The 16,982-nt window shown below is 60.5% G+C and carries 18 protein-coding genes and 1 riboswitch; of the genes, 7 read left to right on the top strand and 11 right to left on the bottom strand.

Annotated elements, in window-relative coordinates; translation table 11 throughout:
* Positions 1 to 35: 35 nt before the first annotated feature.
* A complete protein-coding gene (locus H035_RS0116165) occupies positions 36 to 218 on the top strand; it encodes a hypothetical protein (RefSeq protein WP_152486088.1) in 183 nt (60 codons plus the stop codon).
* Between the two features lie 23 nt (positions 219 to 241).
* Here H035_RS0116165 and H035_RS0116170 read toward each other — a convergent pair whose 3' ends face one another.
* From H035_RS0116170 to H035_RS0116185, 4 genes are read right to left on the bottom strand one after another with little or no spacing between them, the layout of a single operon-like run.
* The gene (locus H035_RS0116170; RefSeq protein ID WP_026596722.1) at positions 242 to 1,321 is read right to left on the bottom strand and encodes a TRAP transporter substrate-binding protein; all 1,080 of its coding nucleotides are present in this window, start codon (positions 1,319 to 1,321) and stop codon (positions 242 to 244) included.
* A 9-nt stretch (positions 1,322 to 1,330) separates the two neighbouring features.
* Positions 1,331 to 1,786 carry a DUF1249 domain-containing protein gene (locus tag H035_RS0116175; protein WP_022950003.1) on the bottom strand — a complete coding sequence of 152 codons (456 nt, stop codon included), beginning with the start codon at positions 1,784 to 1,786 and terminating at the stop codon, positions 1,331 to 1,333.
* 9 nt (positions 1,787 to 1,795) lie between these two features.
* Positions 1,796 to 2,203, bottom strand: a complete 408-nt coding sequence (gene queD / locus H035_RS0116180; protein ID WP_022950004.1) for a 6-carboxytetrahydropterin synthase QueD — start codon at positions 2,201 to 2,203, stop codon at positions 1,796 to 1,798.
* Positions 2,204 to 2,218: 15 nt separating this feature from the next.
* On the bottom strand, positions 2,219 to 2,515 hold the full coding sequence (locus H035_RS0116185) for a PilZ domain-containing protein (RefSeq protein ID WP_022950005.1): 297 nt from the start codon (positions 2,513 to 2,515) through the stop codon (positions 2,219 to 2,221).
* Between the two features lie 119 nt (positions 2,516 to 2,634).
* Here H035_RS0116185 and H035_RS0116190 point away from each other — a divergent pair, with 119 nt between their 5' ends.
* The 3 genes from H035_RS0116190 to H035_RS0116200 are packed head-to-tail and all read left to right on the top strand — an operon-like array spanning position 2,635 to position 5,302.
* Positions 2,635 to 3,312 carry a response regulator transcription factor gene (locus H035_RS0116190; RefSeq protein ID WP_026596724.1) on the top strand — a complete coding sequence of 226 codons (678 nt, stop codon included), beginning with the start codon at positions 2,635 to 2,637 and terminating at the stop codon, positions 3,310 to 3,312.
* On the top strand, positions 3,309 to 4,667 hold the full coding sequence (locus tag H035_RS0116195) for an ATP-binding protein (protein WP_022950007.1): 1,359 nt from the start codon (positions 3,309 to 3,311) through the stop codon (positions 4,665 to 4,667). Before H035_RS0116190 ends, H035_RS0116195 begins: the two co-directional genes overlap by 4 nt.
* A gap of 26 nt (positions 4,668 to 4,693) precedes the next feature.
* Positions 4,694 to 5,302: an NUDIX domain-containing protein gene (locus tag H035_RS0116200; RefSeq protein ID WP_022950008.1), complete on the top strand. Its 609-nt coding sequence runs from the start codon at positions 4,694 to 4,696 to the stop codon at positions 5,300 to 5,302.
* A gap of 62 nt (positions 5,303 to 5,364) precedes the next feature.
* Here the strand turns inward: H035_RS0116200 and H035_RS21025 are convergent, their stop codons facing one another.
* Positions 5,365 to 6,186: a hypothetical protein gene (locus tag H035_RS21025; RefSeq protein WP_022950009.1), complete on the bottom strand. Its 822-nt coding sequence runs from the start codon at positions 6,184 to 6,186 to the stop codon at positions 5,365 to 5,367.
* Positions 6,187 to 6,249: 63 nt separating this feature from the next.
* On the opposite strand from H035_RS21025, the gene H035_RS21030 reads away from it, so the two are divergent.
* The 3 genes from H035_RS21030 to H035_RS22060 all read left to right on the top strand — a co-directional run bounded on the left by H035_RS21030 (position 6,250) and on the right by H035_RS22060 (position 9,385).
* Positions 6,250 to 6,831 (top strand): hypothetical protein, encoded by a 582-nt coding sequence (locus tag H035_RS21030; RefSeq protein ID WP_022950010.1) that lies wholly within the window; start codon positions 6,250 to 6,252, stop codon positions 6,829 to 6,831.
* 18 nt (positions 6,832 to 6,849) lie between these two features.
* Positions 6,850 to 7,108, top strand: a riboswitch (cobalamin riboswitch).
* Between the two features lie 66 nt (positions 7,109 to 7,174).
* Positions 7,175 to 9,088 carry a TonB-dependent receptor plug domain-containing protein gene (locus tag H035_RS0116215; protein WP_022950011.1) on the top strand — a complete coding sequence of 638 codons (1,914 nt, stop codon included), beginning with the start codon at positions 7,175 to 7,177 and terminating at the stop codon, positions 9,086 to 9,088.
* Between the two features lie 150 nt (positions 9,089 to 9,238).
* Positions 9,239 to 9,385 carry a hypothetical protein gene (locus H035_RS22060; protein WP_022950012.1) on the top strand — a complete coding sequence of 49 codons (147 nt, stop codon included), beginning with the start codon at positions 9,239 to 9,241 and terminating at the stop codon, positions 9,383 to 9,385.
* A gap of 1 nt (position 9,386) precedes the next feature.
* Here the strand turns inward: H035_RS22060 and H035_RS0116225 are convergent, their stop codons facing one another.
* From H035_RS0116225 to tolB, 6 genes are read right to left on the bottom strand one after another with little or no spacing between them, the layout of a single operon-like run.
* The gene (locus tag H035_RS0116225; RefSeq protein ID WP_022950013.1) at positions 9,387 to 12,923 is read right to left on the bottom strand and encodes an SNF2-related protein; all 3,537 of its coding nucleotides are present in this window, start codon (positions 12,921 to 12,923) and stop codon (positions 9,387 to 9,389) included.
* A 26-nt stretch (positions 12,924 to 12,949) separates the two neighbouring features.
* Positions 12,950 to 13,636, bottom strand: a complete 687-nt coding sequence (queC, locus tag H035_RS0116230) for a 7-cyano-7-deazaguanine synthase QueC (RefSeq protein WP_022950014.1) — start codon at positions 13,634 to 13,636, stop codon at positions 12,950 to 12,952.
* A 16-nt stretch (positions 13,637 to 13,652) separates the two neighbouring features.
* On the bottom strand, positions 13,653 to 14,303 hold the full coding sequence (queE, locus tag H035_RS0116235) for a 7-carboxy-7-deazaguanine synthase QueE (protein ID WP_022950015.1): 651 nt from the start codon (positions 14,301 to 14,303) through the stop codon (positions 13,653 to 13,655).
* On the bottom strand, positions 14,304 to 15,077 hold the full coding sequence (ybgF, locus tag H035_RS0116240; protein ID WP_022950016.1) for a tol-pal system protein YbgF: 774 nt from the start codon (positions 15,075 to 15,077) through the stop codon (positions 14,304 to 14,306).
* A gap of 2 nt (positions 15,078 to 15,079) precedes the next feature.
* On the bottom strand, positions 15,080 to 15,649 hold the full coding sequence (gene pal / locus H035_RS0116245; protein WP_022950017.1) for a peptidoglycan-associated lipoprotein Pal: 570 nt from the start codon (positions 15,647 to 15,649) through the stop codon (positions 15,080 to 15,082).
* A 23-nt stretch (positions 15,650 to 15,672) separates the two neighbouring features.
* On the bottom strand, positions 15,673 to 16,929 hold the full coding sequence (gene tolB, locus H035_RS0116250) for a Tol-Pal system beta propeller repeat protein TolB (protein ID WP_200861612.1): 1,257 nt from the start codon (positions 16,927 to 16,929) through the stop codon (positions 15,673 to 15,675).
* Positions 16,930 to 16,982 lie beyond the last annotated feature (53 nt).

Below are 16,982 nucleotides of genomic sequence, written 5' to 3' on the forward strand. Positions count from 1 at the left end.
CCCGCGAGAGAAAATAATCACCAAGGAGCATGCCCATGATCCAGCTCGATCTGAACGAGACTGAAAAAACCTACCTCATCGAGGCGCTGGAAAGTTATCTGTCCGATCTGCGCTATGAAATCGGCGACACCGACTCCCAAGACTTCCGTGATCGCCTCAAAGCAAAAAAAACCGCCCTGGAAAAAACCCTGACGGCGTTGCAACAAACCGGTTCCTGAGTTTGTAGCTCCTACGAACGGTCTCATAGTGTACGTGCCCCCATGAACGCCTGGTCGGCGCTCGCCGACCAGGTCGAAACCTGCTTGCGGAAGCGATTGAAGGAATCGTAGACCTTGCGCGCGAAAGGATCGCCGTCGGCGATTTCCGCCACCACTTCCTCCGCCAGCCCCTTGAGCTTCTTCAATACATCGTCCGGCAGCGCTTTGAGCTTTACCTCGTGTTCGTTCACCAAGGTCTCCAGCGCCTGCTGATTGCGCGCGGTGAGTTCCGACAGCATATCCAGGTTGGCGGCCTTGCAAGCGGTCAACACCACCGTTTGCAGATCCTTGGGAAGTGCCTCGAAAGCCTCTTTGTTGATGAAGCATTCGATCACCGAGCCCGGTTCGTGCCAACCGGGATAGTAGTAATTCTTGGCCGCCTTGTAGAGACCGAAGGCCAGGTCGTTATACGGACCCACCCACTCGGTGGCGTCGATGGTGCCCGATTGCAAGGCGGTGAACAGTTCGCCGCCGGGGATATTGACCGGTGTGCCGCCGGCGCGCTTGAACACTTCCCCCCCCAGACCGGGAATCCGCATCTTGAGCCCCTTCAAATCCGCCACCGAATGGATCTCGTTTTTAAACCAACCGGCCATCTGGGTGCCGGTATTGCCGGCGGCGGTGGGCACCAGGTTGAAGCGGGCGTACAGTTCGCGCCAAAGCGCCATCCCGCCGCCATAGTACAGCCAGGCATTCACTTCCTGGGCGGTGAGACCGAACGGCACCGCGGAAAAAAACTGGAACACATCGCCCTTGCCTTTCCAGTAATACGCTCCGGCGTGACCCATCTGGGCGGTACCGCGAGAGACGGCATCGAAGGCCTCGAACGCCGGCACCAGCTCCTTGGCGCCGTAGACCTTGACCTGAATCCTACCGCCGCTCATGGCGGTAATTTGCTTAGCCAGCCGCTCCGCGCCGGTCCCCAACCCGGGGAAATTCTTGGGCCAGGCGGTCACCATCTTCCAGCGATATTTCTTTTTCGCCAAGCTCACCGAAGGCACCGTCATGCTAGTGCCTGCCAGGGCTCCCAGCCCCATACCTTGAATAAATTGGCGTCGTTTCATTTCTCCCCCTTAAACGTCCGCATAAACCGTTTTGGAATGATCATCCACCGCCGCGAACCGATAGCCGTGATAGAGACAATGGTCGAGCCATTTGTCGAGAAAATAGTTGAGCAGCCATTTGTGTTCCAGCACCTCCCGGTCCACCGGCGTTTTGAGCGCCTGCCGAGGTCGTTCGCCGTCGCTCAAGACCTCCACCATGCCCGCGTCCAGATAGGCTTTCAGTACCAACTTGGGCTCGAACAGGAGCCGGGGACCGTGCTGGAAGCAATAACTCAGCTCCAAGGTGACCGTGTAGCGCGCCTTCTCCACCAATCTGAGATGGAGCGTCGGCTTACCCCCGAGTGAAGCCACCGAGCGCCGCTCGAGACAAGACAAACGGGGAACCAGGCGGAGCAATTTGCGGTAGTTCGATTCGCAGATCTCCTGGAGGCAGCAAAATTTATTGACCGGATTCAATTGCGACATGATCGGGAATTACTCTCGGTAGCGGGCGTAAGCTTCATCGGTTTCCCAAAGTACGACTTCCTCGACCGGATAACCTTGCTCCTTGACATGATCATGGACCATCCGCGCCAGGACTTCCGCAGTGGGATGGTCGGACAACCCCCAAAAACGCTCCCCGGCATCGCGCAGCATCGGCACCAAGGGATCGCCCTCATGGAGCAGCAGGTTGTGGTCGAGGCGTTGATTGACAAAGTCGGCCACGACTTGTTTCAAATCGGAAAAATCGCAAACCATTCCCTGGTCGTTCAATTGCACGGCACTGACCGTTACCGCCACCTTGACGCTGTGGCCGTGAAGATGACGGCACTTGCCGGGATGGTTCATCAGACGGTGTCCGTAACAAAACCGGACTTCCTTGGTGACGGAGTAGATACCCATAAAATTCTCTTCTGTTTAACCTTTAATGCCTTTGATCTCTGCGGCGATTTCGTACTCCCCGTCCCGTTCCTCGACCCTGAGCACCTCCACGAACGCTTCCAAAGGCGGTGTCGCCGACGTCACCGGCGTAATCTTGATCTCCAAAGCGTTGCCTGGCTCGATGGGGCGGGAGGAGGTAAACATCACCCCGGCGCCGCTGAGGTTGTGGCACGTGGCCTCAAATGTCTCGGGGGACTGGGGAAATCGATAGGTCATTTTACACCGGGCCTGCATTCGGATGAACCGGCGGCGTTCGCCTTGACGCTCAAGCATTTTATCACCTCTCATACCGGGTTATTTTTACAGCATAGTCCAGTCGCGTCGGTTAAGCCATGCTGCGGATCCGGCCGGGATCTGATATGGTGGCGGCAATCGGCCAGCGAGGACAAGCGATGCGGATTTTGATTGTCGAGGACGAACATTCTTTGGCCCAGCAGTTACATCAATATTTCAGTCACAAGGGCTTCGCCGTGGATACCGCCGCCACCGCCGAAGAGGGGCGCTATTTCGGCGACGAATTTCCCATCGACGTGGCGATCGTCGATCTGGGACTGCCGGATTTTTCCGGATTGGAGCTGATCCGGGGCTGGCGCGCCCAGAATCGAACTTTTCCCGTCTTGATTTTGACCGCCCGCGGCCGCTGGCAGGAAAAGGTGGAAGGCTTGGAAGCGGGCGCCGACGACTATCTGGTCAAGCCGTTCCATTACGAGGAATTGTGGGCCCGCATCAACGCCCTGATCCGACGGGCGGCGGGCAAGGCGCATCCGGTAATGGAATACGGGCCTTACGCACTGAACACGACCGCCCAGGAAGTCCGCTTCCGCGACCAACCGGTGGAACTGACCGCATACGAATACAAGGTGCTGGAGTATTTGATGCTCCATCCGGGCAAAGTGCTGTCCAAAACGGAACTGAGCGAGCACCTTTACGACGAGGACTTCGAGCGCGACAGCAACGTGTTGGAAGTGTTCATCGGCCGCCTGCGCCGCAAGCTCGACCCCGACGGCACCCTCAAACCCATCGAAACCCTGCGTGGGCGAGGCTACCGCTGGGCGTTCGAAGAAAAATGAAACGCGGCTCCCTGAGCCTGCGTCTGCTGCTCGCCGCGGGCCTCGTGTTGGCCGCCTTCTTCGGGCTGACCGGCATCGCCCTGGAACGGGCCTTTCGCGATTCCGCCCACAAGGCCATGCAGGACCAACTCCAAGTCCATATCTATGCCCTCCTCTCGGCCATCGATGTGGACCGGCGGGGCCACCCACGGCTTCCCCAACACCTACCGGACGCCCGCTTTTCCAATCCGGGTTCCGGCTTGTATGGCTTTATCTTCAAGCGAGGCCGGACGGTGTGGCGCTCTCCTTCGGCCTTGGGCTTGGAGATTCCACCCCGACAACCGGCGAGCGGCGAAGTCGTGTTTCTCCACGGAGGGGAGGAGCGGGATCTATGGATTTTATATTACGGGGTCACTTGGGAGACCGTCAGTGGTCCGCCTTTTCCCTTGGTGCTGGCGGTCGCCGCGGACGCCGATTCCCTGGCTCACCAGGTGGACGATTTCCGCCGCACCCTATGGATGTGGTTGGGCGGGTCCGGCATCTTTCTGCTGATCTTCCAGGCGGGTATCTTGCGTTGGAGCTTGCGCCCCTTGCACACCATCAGCGCAGACCTGGAAGCCATTGAAGCCGGCCGCAAGGAGCGCCTGGAAGGGACCTACCCCAGAGAATTGAACCGCCTGGCGGCCAATCTCAACGCCTTGCTGCACAGCGGTCGCACCCATTTGGAGCGCTACCGCAATACCCTGGCCGATTTGGCTCACAGTCTCAAGACCCCGCTGGCGGTGCTGCGCGGCCTGGGCCAAAACGAACCCCTACCCGATTCGTCCCGGACCTTGTTGATCGAACAGGTGGACCGAATGCAGATGCTGGTGGACTATCAACTGCAGCGGGCCGCGGCCCGCGGCGGCCACGGCACCCTGAGGCCGGTGGCGGTGTGGCCGGTGCTGGAACGGATTCGCGCCGGCCTGGACAAAGTTTACGTGGGTAAAAACCTCCACTGCTCCCTGGAAGGAGACCGGGAAGCGCAAAGTTTCTTGGAAGAAGGCGATCTCTACGAATTGGCCGGCAATCTGATGGAAAACGCCTACAAGTGGTGCCGAGGGAAGGTCCGAGTACAGGTTGCCACCGAGCCGGCCGACGCGCAAAATCACCCCGAACTGCACCTGGTGGTCGAGGACGACGGAACGGGGATTCCGGAAACCCGGCGTAGCGAGGTGTTGAAACGGGGTATTCGCGCCGATCAGTCCACTCAAGGTCACGGCATCGGCATGGCCGTGGTCCACGAACTGGTCCGTCTCCACCAAGGAACCCTGCGCTATCGGGAAAGCCGATGGGGCGGCGCCTGTTGGGAAGTGGTTTTGCCCAGCCCGATCTAGCTTGAGCTGCCATCGAAAGGAGGGATATGTCTCGGCAAGAATTCGCTTACGAAATCCTGGAAGAAGAAGCCGCCTATCAAGGGTTTTTCAGCCTGTTCAAATTCCGTCTCCGCCATACCCTGTTCGATGGCGGCTGGAGCCCGGTCCTGACCCGGGAACTGTTTCACCGCGGTAACTGCGTGGCGGTGGTGCCCTACGATCCGATCACCGATCAAGTGGTATTGATCGAGCAATTCCGGGTCGGCACCGTGAAAAACCAAGACGCCAAATGGATATTGGAAATCGTCGCCGGCGCCATCGAGCCGGGCGAAACAGCGGAGGAGGTGGCCCACCGGGAAACCTGGGAGGAAGCCGGCTGTACGATTCAAAAGCTGCTTCGGGTGACCGAGTTCTACACCAGCCCCGGCGGCACGTCGGAGAAGATCACCCTGTTCTGCGCCCGGGTGGACGCCACCCGGGCCGACGGCATCCACGGCCTCGACGCCGAGGACGAGGACATCCGGGTGCATGTCTTTAGCTTCGAAGACGCTTTCGCCAAGGTGGAAAGCGGTGAGATCAACTCGGGGATTCCCATCCTCGGACTCCAGTGGCTCGCCCTCAACCGGGAAAGGCTGCGGCGCGAGTGGACGGATTAGGATTTTGCAGAGAGAGGCGGAGAGAGAGCGCTCTCTCTCCGCCTCCCGGCAAGCGTTTGATCCTAATCACAACCTTCGGGCGCATCCACCTTGAGGAAAATGCGCATCCGGCGGGTGTCGGTTCGATAGCGATGCCCCAATATCCGCCGGCTGCTCACGTTCTCGTTTAGGCTATGAGCGCCCAGCTCGATCCATTCTCCCAGTTCGACTTCCAGCGTGGTCCCCGCCGATTGCACGTCGAGACCGCCGTCACCGACTCCGCTCAGCCGACTCGACCAGGGAGCGACGGTTAGGCGGACCCGGCAGCCGATGGTGCGGGGTATCACTTGGAAACCGGTGGTGACCGGCTTGTAATCGATCCCGCCCACGGCCGCCGGTGGCGATCCGTACAGATGTATAACCGGAATCGGGCGCTCCTGCCCGACCGCGATGAAAGCCGGCTGGCCTTCCAGCGTCTGAAGACGTTGCCGGGTCCCCGCCGCCCTGTCGGCGCGCGAACCGTACACTTTCGTCTCTGCTTCCAGGGTGCGTCCCGAAGACGGGCCTACGGTGACGTCCACGCCGGCATTCAGTTCCTCCAAATTGAAGCGATCGGTCTGCCATACTGTCACCAGCAGCGATTTGAGGCGGCGGTCGAGCCGTTCCAGCAAAGTGCGGATCTCTTCGATCCTGCCCGGGGCGGCCTGTACGAACAAGCCGTCGGGGACCGCGACGAGCTTCTCGCCCTCGGCCAAAAGCGGCCGGATCACTCGGACCAACTCCTGCGGCAAGCGGTGGCGGACGTCCAGGACGGTCGTTTCCGTTGGTAAGTCCCGGGAATCCCCCCACGCCGCTTGAGCGCCGATCCATAACAAGCCGATTAGAAAAAAACCGATGCGCCTCATCGCTTTCCCCTGCAAATTGATTTGGATATGATGAATGTTAGTTTCAATCTTAGGAGATCTGTCATGACCCGAACGACCCTAACCGGTATATTCACGCTTCCCGCTTGGGGCCTTCTGGCATTGATGGCCGCCACTCGATTCCATCACTTCGGGGATTTTCAGACGCTGCCCGACGCTTCGCTGGCGGTATTTTTCCTGGCCGGTCTGCTGATCGCCGACCGCTGCTTGTTCCCCGTCCTGCTGGCGGCGGCGGGGCTGATCGACTACCTCGCCGTCGCCCATGCCGGGGTCAGCGATTGGTGCGTAACGCCGGCCTATCTGTTTTTGATCCCCACTTACGCCGCCCTGTGGCTGGGCGGACGCTGGAGCCGGTGTTTTACGCTCGACGAGGCGGCCGGATTGGCTCGCACCCTGGTCGCGCTTGGGGCTTCCACCCTGGTCGCCTTTCTCATCTCCAACGCCAGCTTCTACGCTTTGTCGGGTTATTTCAACGGCACCGATTTCGAAAGCTACAGCGTCCGGATGATTCCTTACCTGACGCCCTATGTCGCCGCGCCTTTAGCCTATGCCGCACTGATTCTGGCCGGCCGCTGGGGCTGGCGGCAACTGGCGAGCGGTCTGCCCCAGGAGCACCCCAAGTCCTGACCGGCTGGCTTTTGCTATAATTCGACTCCTCTGTCGGGTGTCCTCCCTCGGGAGGGTGAAACGGGAAGCAGGTCGAAAGCCTGCGCTGCCCCCGCAACGGTAGGTGAGTGAAATAGCGGACCACGAGCCACTGGGCAAGTTGCCCGGGAAGGCGGTCCATGTCTACCTTTTTGCTCGAAGGCCGGAAAGCTGAGCTTTCCGGCCTTCGGGTTTTTTCGAGATTCTTCTCAAAAGGTCGCTCACGAGCCCGGAGACCGGCCCGGCAGGCTTCGGTGCGGCCTAAAGGCCGTGGTCTTTCACCTTGTGGGCGCGCGGAGGGCGCGTCCCGACGAGGAGTTTTTCTATGTCTTCACCCTTGCGTTTATTATTGCCTTTGCTGGGCCTGCCGGCGGTGGCCCTGGCCGCTCAGGATCAGGCCTCGACCAAACGACTCGACACCCTTACCGTCACCGCTTCTCGAGTCCCGGTTCCCCTGCGCCGGATCGGCAGCAGCGTCACCGTCATTACCGCCGAGGATATCGCTGCGCGCCAAGTCGTCAGTCTCGCCGACGCGCTGCGTTCCGTGCCGGGCCTGGACGTGGTGCGGGCCGGCGGCCTCGGCCAGCAAACCTCGGTTTTCCTGCGGGGGGCCAATTCCAACCAAACCCTGGTGCTGATCGACGGCGTCGAGGCCAACGACCCGTCCAATCCCGGCGGCCTGTTCGATTTCGCCAATTTGACCGTGGACAACATCGAGCGAATCGAAATCCTGCGCGGTCCCCAGAGTACTTTGTACGGCGGCGACGCCATCGGCGGGGTGATCAACATCATCACCCAAAGCGGGCAAGCGAAACCCGGCGCCGATTTCAGCGCCGAGGGCGGGAGCTTCGGAAGCTGGCGGCTGACGGGCAACAGCAGCGGTCGCCTGGACCGTTTCCGCTACAGCGTTGCCGCCTCCCACCTCAGATCGCGCGGCTTTTCCGCCGCCAACCGCCGCCTCGACGACAACAGCGAGGACGACGGCTACCTCAACACCACCGTCTCCGCTCGGCTCGGCTGGCGTGCCCTGGACAATCTGGATCTGGACGGGGTGGTACGCTACAACCGTACCCAAACCGAACTCGACGACTGCGGCGGCCCCCATTGCGACGATCCCAACGAGCGCAGCTACGCCGATCAAGTGTTCGGCCGCCTCCAGGGCAAATTGGATCTGTTCGACGGTTTCTGGAATCAACAGCTGCGTCTTTCCTATACTCTGCATGATCGCAACAACCAGGACGATCCCGATCCGATCAGTCCGTTTCCGCCGGCCACCAACCACTTCAAGGGAGAAAAATACAAGGTGGACTGGCAGAATACCTTCCGTCTGATCGATATGGAGGCGCTAGCCAACGACTCGCTGGTGATCGGCATCACCGATGAAAGGGAAACCGCCAGCGGGGACACCACCCCTCACCGTTCCGCCAGCACCCTGGCCTACTACGCCGAAAACCGCCTTACCTGGCTGGAGCGTTTCATCACCACCGTCGGCGTTCGGCAGGACGACCCCAACCATACGGGCGACAAGGTGACCTGGCGGGCGACGCAGGCGATTCTGATTCCGGAAACCGGCACCAAGCTGCGCGGCAGCTACGGCAAGGGATTCAAAGCACCAAGCCTGTTTCAGCTATTCGCGCCCGCCTCCAGCTTCGGCCCACTCGGCAACCCCAATCTGAAACCCGAAACCAGCCGCGGCTTCGAGGTGGGATTCGATCAGAGCTTTTGGGACGAGCGTGTCCTGCTGGGAGCGACCTATTTTCGCAACGATTTCCGCAATCTGATCGATTTCGATTTCAGCGAAGGTTTCTCCAATATCGACGACGCCGAAAGCGAAGGGGTGGAAACCTATCTGGAATTTCAGCCTTTCGATTTTCTCACTTTGCGCGGTAACTACACCTATACCCGCACCGAAGACGAGACCACCAACAAGCGCCTTCTGCGGCGTCCTTCCCACAAAGGCAGCGTGGACGCCGACCTCGAGGTATGGGAAAACGCCCATCTCCACCTCAATGTGCTGGCGGTGGGTAGCCGCGATGACATGGATTTCAACGTCTTTCCCGCCGAGCGGGTAAACCTTGCCAGCTATGCGGTGGTGAATCTGGCTGCCCGTTATCGAGTAAATCGAAACCTGGAGGTTTTCGGCCGGGTGGACAATCTGCTGGACAAGCGGTATCAGGAGGTTTCGGGCTTCGGCGCCAGCAGCGTCGCCGGTTACGGCGGAGTGCAGCTCTCGTTTTGATTAATTGCGCCATTTGCCGCAGTGGGTGCGGCAAATGGCGCAACCGAATCACCCGCCGATTTATACTTGCTTGATTTTGTTTGATAAAAATATGGCACGACGCATGCTGAACGTTAGGGGAGACGCAACGATAAATGGAGGATTCGCCCTATGGCCCCCGTCAAACCGAAAACCGTCATCCCCGCCCGGGAACACAGCAAACCGAATTGCTTCCTCAGCGACTACCGATTTATCTGCCGCAAACCCTGTCCCTTCCGACAGGAATGCCTGAAACTGGTCGCCGAATGGCTGCGTTGAATCATTGGTGAAGGGAAAATATTTCCTCGAGTTCCGCGTCGGAGAGCTTGCCGATCCATTGCTCGCCCGCCCCGACGGTCAGTTCTGCCAGGTTTTTTTTGGTTTGGATCATTTCGTTGATCCGTTCTTCGAAGGTGGCCCGGGTAATCAAGCGATGCACCTGGACGTTTTTTTGTTGTCCGATGCGATAGGCGCGATCGGTGGCCTGGGCCTCCACCGCCGGATTCCACCATAGATCATAGTGAATCACGTTGGAGGCCGCGGTCAGATTCAAGCCGGTACCGCCCGCTTTCAACGAGAGGATAAAAACCTGGGCCGTGCGGTCGGCTTGGAATTTCTCCACCATTTGATCGCGTTTTTTCCTGCTCACGCCGCCGTGCAGAAATAGCGGTCGGCATTTGAAACGCTGTCCTATCCATTGTTCCAAAAGCGTCCCCATTTCTCGGAATTGGGTGAATACCAGCACTTTTTCATGACTTTCGTGGATAGTGGCCAAAAGCTCCAGCAACAACGCCGCCTTGCCCGACAATGCGGGATCGTCCTCGCCCTGCTTGAGGTAGTTGGCCGGGTGGTTGCAAATCTGCTTGAGGGCCATGATCATCTGCAGCACCAACCCCTGGCGCTTGAAGGCATCGGATTCACCGGCGATGACTTGCAGACTCTCCCGGACTACGGATTCGTAAAACGCCGCCTGCTCCCGGGTCAGCTCGGAGTACTGATTTTGCTCGATCTTATCGGGCAAGTCGGTAATGATGGTCTTGTCCGACTTCAGCCGGCGCAGCAAGAAAGGTTGGGTGATTTTCCGAAAACGTTCGACGACGCGGGGATCGCGGTCGTTCTGGATAGGAGCGGCGAACTCGCGATTGAAGCGGGTCAGCGTCCCCAGATAGCCCCGGTTGGCGAAATCCATGATGCTCCAGTACTCCGCCAGCCGGTTCTCTACGGGCGTGCCGCTCATGGCAATAAAGCCGGAGGCGGGGATCGATTTGATCGCCTTGGTCTGGGCTGCGGCGGGATTTTTAATGTTTTGCGCCTCGTCGACCACCACCAGCCGCCACGCCATTTTCTTGAGCGCGGCCGCCTCGGTACGGGCCACCCCGTAGGTGGTCAGGAGCACATCGGGACGCCGGTCGGAAAGCGTGCGTGCCGTGCCGTGATAAACGTCGCAGGAGAGAGCGGGGGCGAAGCGCTCGATTTCCTTCCGCCAGTTGGTGAGCAGGCTGGTGGGTACCACGATCAACGCCTTGGATTCCTCGAGGCCGCCTTCTTCCCGAAGCTTGAGGAGCAGCGCGATCACCTGCAGGGTCTTGCCCAACCCCATGTCGTCGGCGAGAACGCTGCCGAAGCCGGCGCGGTGGTTGCGGTAGAGCCACGCCAAGCCGCGCTGCTGATAGGGCCGAAGTCGCGCCCGGATGCCGGCCGGCGGGGAAATCTCGCCTATCTCGGTCATCTCGCGCAAAATTCGGCGCAGGTCGGCGTCGAGCAGGAGGGGAGCGCCGGCATATTCCTCCGCCAGCGCCGCTCGCAGCAACTCGGTTCCGGAAAGTTTCGCAGGCGCCTCGAGCTGCCGGCGCAATCGTTCGATCTCTTGGGGATCGAGATAGACGTAGCCGTTGCGAAAGCGGACGATGCCCGTGGCGCCCTCGACCAGCGATTCGAATTCGGCGAGGGTGACCACCTCGCCGCCCACGGCGACTCGCCAATCGTAAGAAAGCAATCGGTCCAAGGTGAGAAAACTCGGCGAACCTTCCGCTTGGGACGAGATCTTCAGGGAAAGGCGCGGCCTAAGAATCCGGTCGAGCGATTTGGGCAAAAGAGTTCGGATCCCGAGCAGACGAACCACCGGCAAAGTCTCGAACAGGAAAGACGGCAACTCGTCCGCGCCGAGCGAGAGAGACTCCCGGCCTCCGTTTGCCACATAAGCTTGGAGAGGCGGATAGAAATCAGCCAGCAGGGAAATCGTCCGCAACACGCCGTACCGGACACTTTCCCAGCGTTTCTCCGTCAGCACCTCGGCAAGGGGGCAGGGCGTCTCCGGCGGTGCCTTGCGGCTCTGGACCGCCACCGAAAGGGAAAAATCCTCGTCACTTTGTCCCTCACTGAGGCAAAGTACCGGTGCGTACTCACGCTGGGCAAGATGCAAGCGCGACAGCCAAATCTGAATGCCGGCGGGGATCTCTCCCTCACCCGGCCCGCCGAAACGAGCCCGGCCGGAGTCGAAAAACAATCCCACGGTTTTGTCGTCCGGATAGCGGGCCATCGTTCGACCGCTCCCACGACGCACCAACGCACCGAGGAAGAGAGAGCACAGAGTCAGCGCCTGGGCCTCGGCGGTCAGCATCGCCGATTTTCCGCCTTGGATGCGGCGAGCGATCCCGGGGGGTAAACCGCGCGTGAGCGAGGCCATCAGATCACGAATCGACTCGTCCAGGGTGGCCGGCAGCCAGCGCAGCCCCACCGTCGTCTCGTCCAGGGCGAACAATTGCGGTACGACGGCGCCCCGAGCGAGCAGATGCAGGGCCGCCAAGCGGATATGATAAAGCGCTGCCACTTCGGATTGAAGATCGGGAAGATCGGCGGGATGAAGCCGTTCGAGCGCCGCAAGGAGCGGCTCCATGGCATCGCTGCCGGAAACGCCGGTGAGCGAAACTGAATAATTTTTTCCGATCTCGAATCGGGGACGGTCATCGGCCCGAAAATCGGCTGCTCCCTGCAAGGGAGAAACATCTTTCTGCCGACTTTTATGAATTTTGTTATCCGGCAGGGTATTTAAATTTTGACGAGCCAATTTAGCGATCTGTTTCAACGCGGCCAGATAGATGCGATGGAAATCGCCGCGAGCATGAAACGCGGGGCGTACCGGTAAAAGCCTGGCCAAGGTTTCCGTCAACGGGGGCACCGCCGATAGATCCAATCGTTCCAACTCGGAAAGATCGTGAACCGACTCATCGACCGTGCCTTCTTCAATCGGCAACAGCGAGGAGACCTGCGGCAATGCCGTTTCCGTTTCCGATTCGATGACAATGCCGCGCTTTTTCAGAGCCGCGACGAGATCGACACCGCGCAGGGCAAAAACCAGAAAGGGATTCCCATCGATCTCCCGGGACAGCAAATAAATCACGGCGGCCAGGTGTTTGCAGGGCACCGCCCAGTCCGGGCAGGAACACTGCATCGACAGACTCTTCCAACTCTTCGGGAAGACATCGATCCCGAGTTGATTGGCCCGTTCCAGTACGACCGGATCGAGTTCCCGGTTCAGCAGGCGGGCAAGAACACCGGGATCGGAGGTCAAGGTATCGATCAATGACGCCACCTGATGCGCCGGAATCTTAGGCACGTCGATGGCGATGGCGTAAGGCCGGGAACGCGAACCTTCGACCTGGGCCCGGACTCGGCCTCCGTCGATCGCCATTTGCCTGACGGCTCCCTTGCTGGCGTAGGTGCGACCCCGAGGGAGACGGTTGTCATAGTCGATCTGGGTCAAGGCGTTAAGCCATTGCTTGCCCCACCAAGTTTGACCGAATCTTTGCCGCGCCATCTGGACGTTTTATGTTCTGGTATCGCCTATTCCGAACGGTAGGAAGTTGGATCGGGCACGCCCGCCGCCGCGAATCCTTCCCGCCGCAGCCGACAAGCATCGCACTTGCCGCAGGCGCGGCCCCGTTCGTCGGCGGCATAGCAGGAGACCGCCAGGGAATAATCGGCCCCGAGTGCGATCCCGGTGCGAATGATGTCGGATTTCGGGAGGCGAATGAGCGGCGTGTGAATGCGGAAATGCCCGCCTTCCACCCCGGCCTTGGTGGCCAAATCGGCCAGATGTTGAAACGCTTCGATATATTCCGGACGGCAGTCGGGATAGCCGGAATAATCCACCGCGTTCACACCGATGAAAATATCGAACGCCTCCATCACTTCCGCGTAACCCAGGGCGAAAGCGAGAAACACCGTGTTGCGCGCCGGCACGTAGGTCACCGGAATCCCTTCCGTGGGGCTTTCGGGGACATCGATGGTCCGATCGGTGAGGGCCGAACCGCCGATGTCCTCCAAACCGAGGCGGATGATTCGGTGCTCCTTGGCCCCATAAGTACGGGCAATGGTCTTGGCCGCCGCCAGTTCCGCCCCTTGGCGCTGGCCATAGTTGAAACTGAGGCAATGGCAAATATAGCCTTGTTGGTGGGCGATCAACAGGGTGGTCATGGAATCCAGGCCGCCCGAGAGCAGCACCACGGCTTTCTTGGCTTGTGTGGTCATCGAATGCCCCGTGCGTTTAATGTCCCGGCCGATCCCCCCACAGCAGTTTGTGGAGTTGAATCTGAAACCGCACCGGCAAGCGGTCTTCCAAAACCCATTCCGCCAGCCGGCGCGGTTCCAGCTCCCCGGCCACCGGAGAGAACAACACTTCGCACCGATCCGCCAGCCGGTATTGATTCAAGATGTCCCGCGACCAGAGGTAGTCGCCACGGTCGCCGATCACGAATTTCACCTGATCCCGGGCGGTCAATCGCTCCAGATTGGCGTAGCGGTTACGCGTCGTTTCTCCGGAGCTCGGCGGTTTGAGGTCCATCACTTGAATCACCCGCTCGTCCACCTCGGCGATATCCATCGCGCCGCTGGTTTCCAGCGAGACCAGGAAGCCGCCGTCGGCCAAACGAGAAAGAAGCGGGAGGCAAGCCGGTTGGGCCAGGGGCTCGCCGCCGGTGACGGTCACATGGCGGACATCGTAATCGGCGACCCGCCGGACGATTTCGTCCACGCTCAGCCGCTCCCCGTCGTGGAAGGCGTAGGCGGTATCGCACCAACGACAACGCAGGGGGCAACCGGTCAAGCGCACGAAAACGGTGGGCCAACCGCTGCTTCTGGACTCGCCCTGCAGGGAGAGGAAAATCTCGTTGATGCGGAGGGAATCCCGGCTCGTCATCTAACGTCGTTCGCTCTTCATCCGTTTCAATCGATCGGCCGCCAGCGAAGCCGCCCGGCTATCGGGAAACCGGGCCACCACTTCCTCGAGATGTTGACGCGCCTCCTGCCAGCGCTTTTCTTCGTAAGCCACATAACCCAACTTGAGTAGCGCCGCGGAGGTTTTGGCGCTGTTCGGATAACGTTCGACCAATCGCCGGAAAGCTTGGCGCGCGGCGTTGAAATCGCGCTTGACGTAATACGCCTCGCCCAGCCAGTACCAGGCGTTGTCGCTCAACTCGCCTTGGGGATAACGTTGGAGAAAGGCGGAGAAAGCGTCAACGGCCGCATCGTAATGTCCCGCCTGGAGCGTTTCATACGCCTCCCGGTAAGCTTGGCTGGCTTGCTGGGAAGCAGGCGTCGCCGGCTTTTGGGTAGATTGGACGGGCGCCGGCGGGGGAAGTTCCGCGGCAGGCTCGGGGGCCTGTTGGGCAGACGCTTGGGGCGATTCGGTTTGCGACTCCTCACCTGTCAGCCGGCGCAAACGGGCATCGATATCCAGATACTGCGTCCGCTGGGTTTTCTCCATGCGCGTCAAGCGATGCTGAATCGACTCCAATTGGCCGCGCAACTCTTGCACCTCGTGCTGGAGTTGATCGGTCTGGCGCATCATATCCCGCATGGCGCTGCTGGAAAGCCGCTGCTCCAAAAGCTGGACCCGAGCCTCCAAGTTCTCGCTTTCGGCGTGGACGGTAAGCGCGAACCCCAGTCCTAAAAGCCCTGCCAAACAACGCATGCTCACTCTCCGCGATAGACGATTTCCACCCGCCGGTTCTGCCGCCAGGCTTCCTCGTCGTGTCCCATGGCCACCGGTTTTTCCTCGCCATAGGAGACGATGCGCATCCGGTCATCCGCCACCCCTTGCAGCCCCAGCAACTTGGATACCGCCTTGGCGCGGGCCTCGGCCAGGGCGATATTGTATTCCCGCGAGCCCCGCTCGTCGGTATGCCCCTCCAACACCACGCCGGCCTGGGGATGGGCCAAGAGATAAGCGGCGTGGGCCTCGATCACCGGAATGTCCTCGGCTTGGACCTGGGCGCTGTCGAAGGCGAAGTAAATCGTCCGTTTGGCCAACAATCCGCCCGCATCGGCGCCGGGTCCGGCACCGGCACCGTCTTCGGCGATCCCGCCGGTTTCCACTTCATAGAGGACTTCCCCCTCCTCTCCCCGCAAACCCTGAGTGGTTGCGCCTTCGGCGTCGGCCATCCCGGCCCGGGCCGCCTCCTCCCCCGCCTCCGACGGTTTTTCCCCCAAATTCTTGCAACCCGCCAAGGCTACCAGTAAACCGATCAGCACCCATTTTTTCATGGTTCATCCTCCAAAAGATTGACTCAAAACGGTGACCAGGCCGGCTCGCGCACGTCCCCTTCCTCGGTTTTGAGACGCTGGCGCACCCGACCGTCCACGGAAACCGCCGCCAGTTGCCCGCGCCCCCCGGCCTGAGTGGCATATAAAATCATACGACCGTTGGGAGCAAAAGAGGGAGACTCGTCCAGCGGTCCCGGCGTCAACACGCTCATGCCCCCTTCCTCGAGATCCAACACGGCGATTCGGTAGCCGTTTCCGCCGTGGACCAGCGCCAGTCGGCGGCCATCGGGGGAAAACGTCGCCCGGGCATTGTAATTGCCTTCGAAGGTCAAGCGGCGAGGATTGCCGCCGGCGGCGGAAATGGTATAGATCTGGGGACTGCCGCCGCGATCGGAAGTAAACACCAGGCTTTTGCCGTCCGGCGACCAGGCCGGCTCGGTGTCGATGGCGAAACTCCGGGTCAGACGCGTGAGCCGGCGAGAAGTCAGGTCGGCAACATAAATGTCCGGACTGCCGTCCTTGGACAGGGTGAGCGCCAACCGACCGCCGTCGGGCGACCAGGTGGGCGCGCCGTTGATTCCGGAAAATTCAGCCACTTTCTCGCGTTCCCCGGTGGCCAGGGTTTGAATGTAAACCGCCGAGCTCCGACGCTCGAAAGAAACATAGGCGAGCCGCTTGCCGTCCGGCGACCAGGCCGGCGACATCAGCGGCTCCGGCGAAACCACCACGGTCCGGGGACGATAGCCGTCGGCGTCGGCGATCTGGAGTTTATAGATCCGGCGGCCGTTTTGTTCCGCCACCGTAATATAAGCGATGCGGGTGGCGAATGCACCCGGCTCACCGGTGATCTTCTCGTAAATGAGATCGCTGATGCGGTGAACGGTGCGGCGCAGATCCCGCGTCCGCGCCGGCAGGCGGTAGGCGGCGAGCGCCTTGCCCCGATACACGTCGAACAGGTGGAACTGCACTTCGAACTGATCGGCGCCGCTTTGCCGCAGTCCGCCGATGACCAAATAATCCTGTCCCAACGCCCGCCACGCGGGCCATTGAATATTCTCGGGCCGGCTGGGGCGGGTGAGCATGTCGTCTTCGGGCAGGGGTTCGAAGCGACCGCTGCGAGCCAGATCGGCCTGAATGATTCCGGCCGCGTCCAAGGGCCGCCGCTCCGGCCCGCTCCAACCGAAAGGCACCACGGCAATGGGAAGGGCCCCCTCCACGCCCCGGGTGATTTCGATGGTCAACTCGGCGCGAGCGCCGGATAACCAGCCGACCCAAAGCATCGGAATCAATAGGATGGGGAGCGTGAGGCGATAAATCCGCGGGACAGAAAACA

The organism is Methylohalobius crimeensis 10Ki (genome assembly GCF_000421465.1).
GTDB classification, from domain to species: domain Bacteria; phylum Pseudomonadota; class Gammaproteobacteria; order Methylococcales; family Methylothermaceae; genus Methylohalobius; species Methylohalobius crimeensis.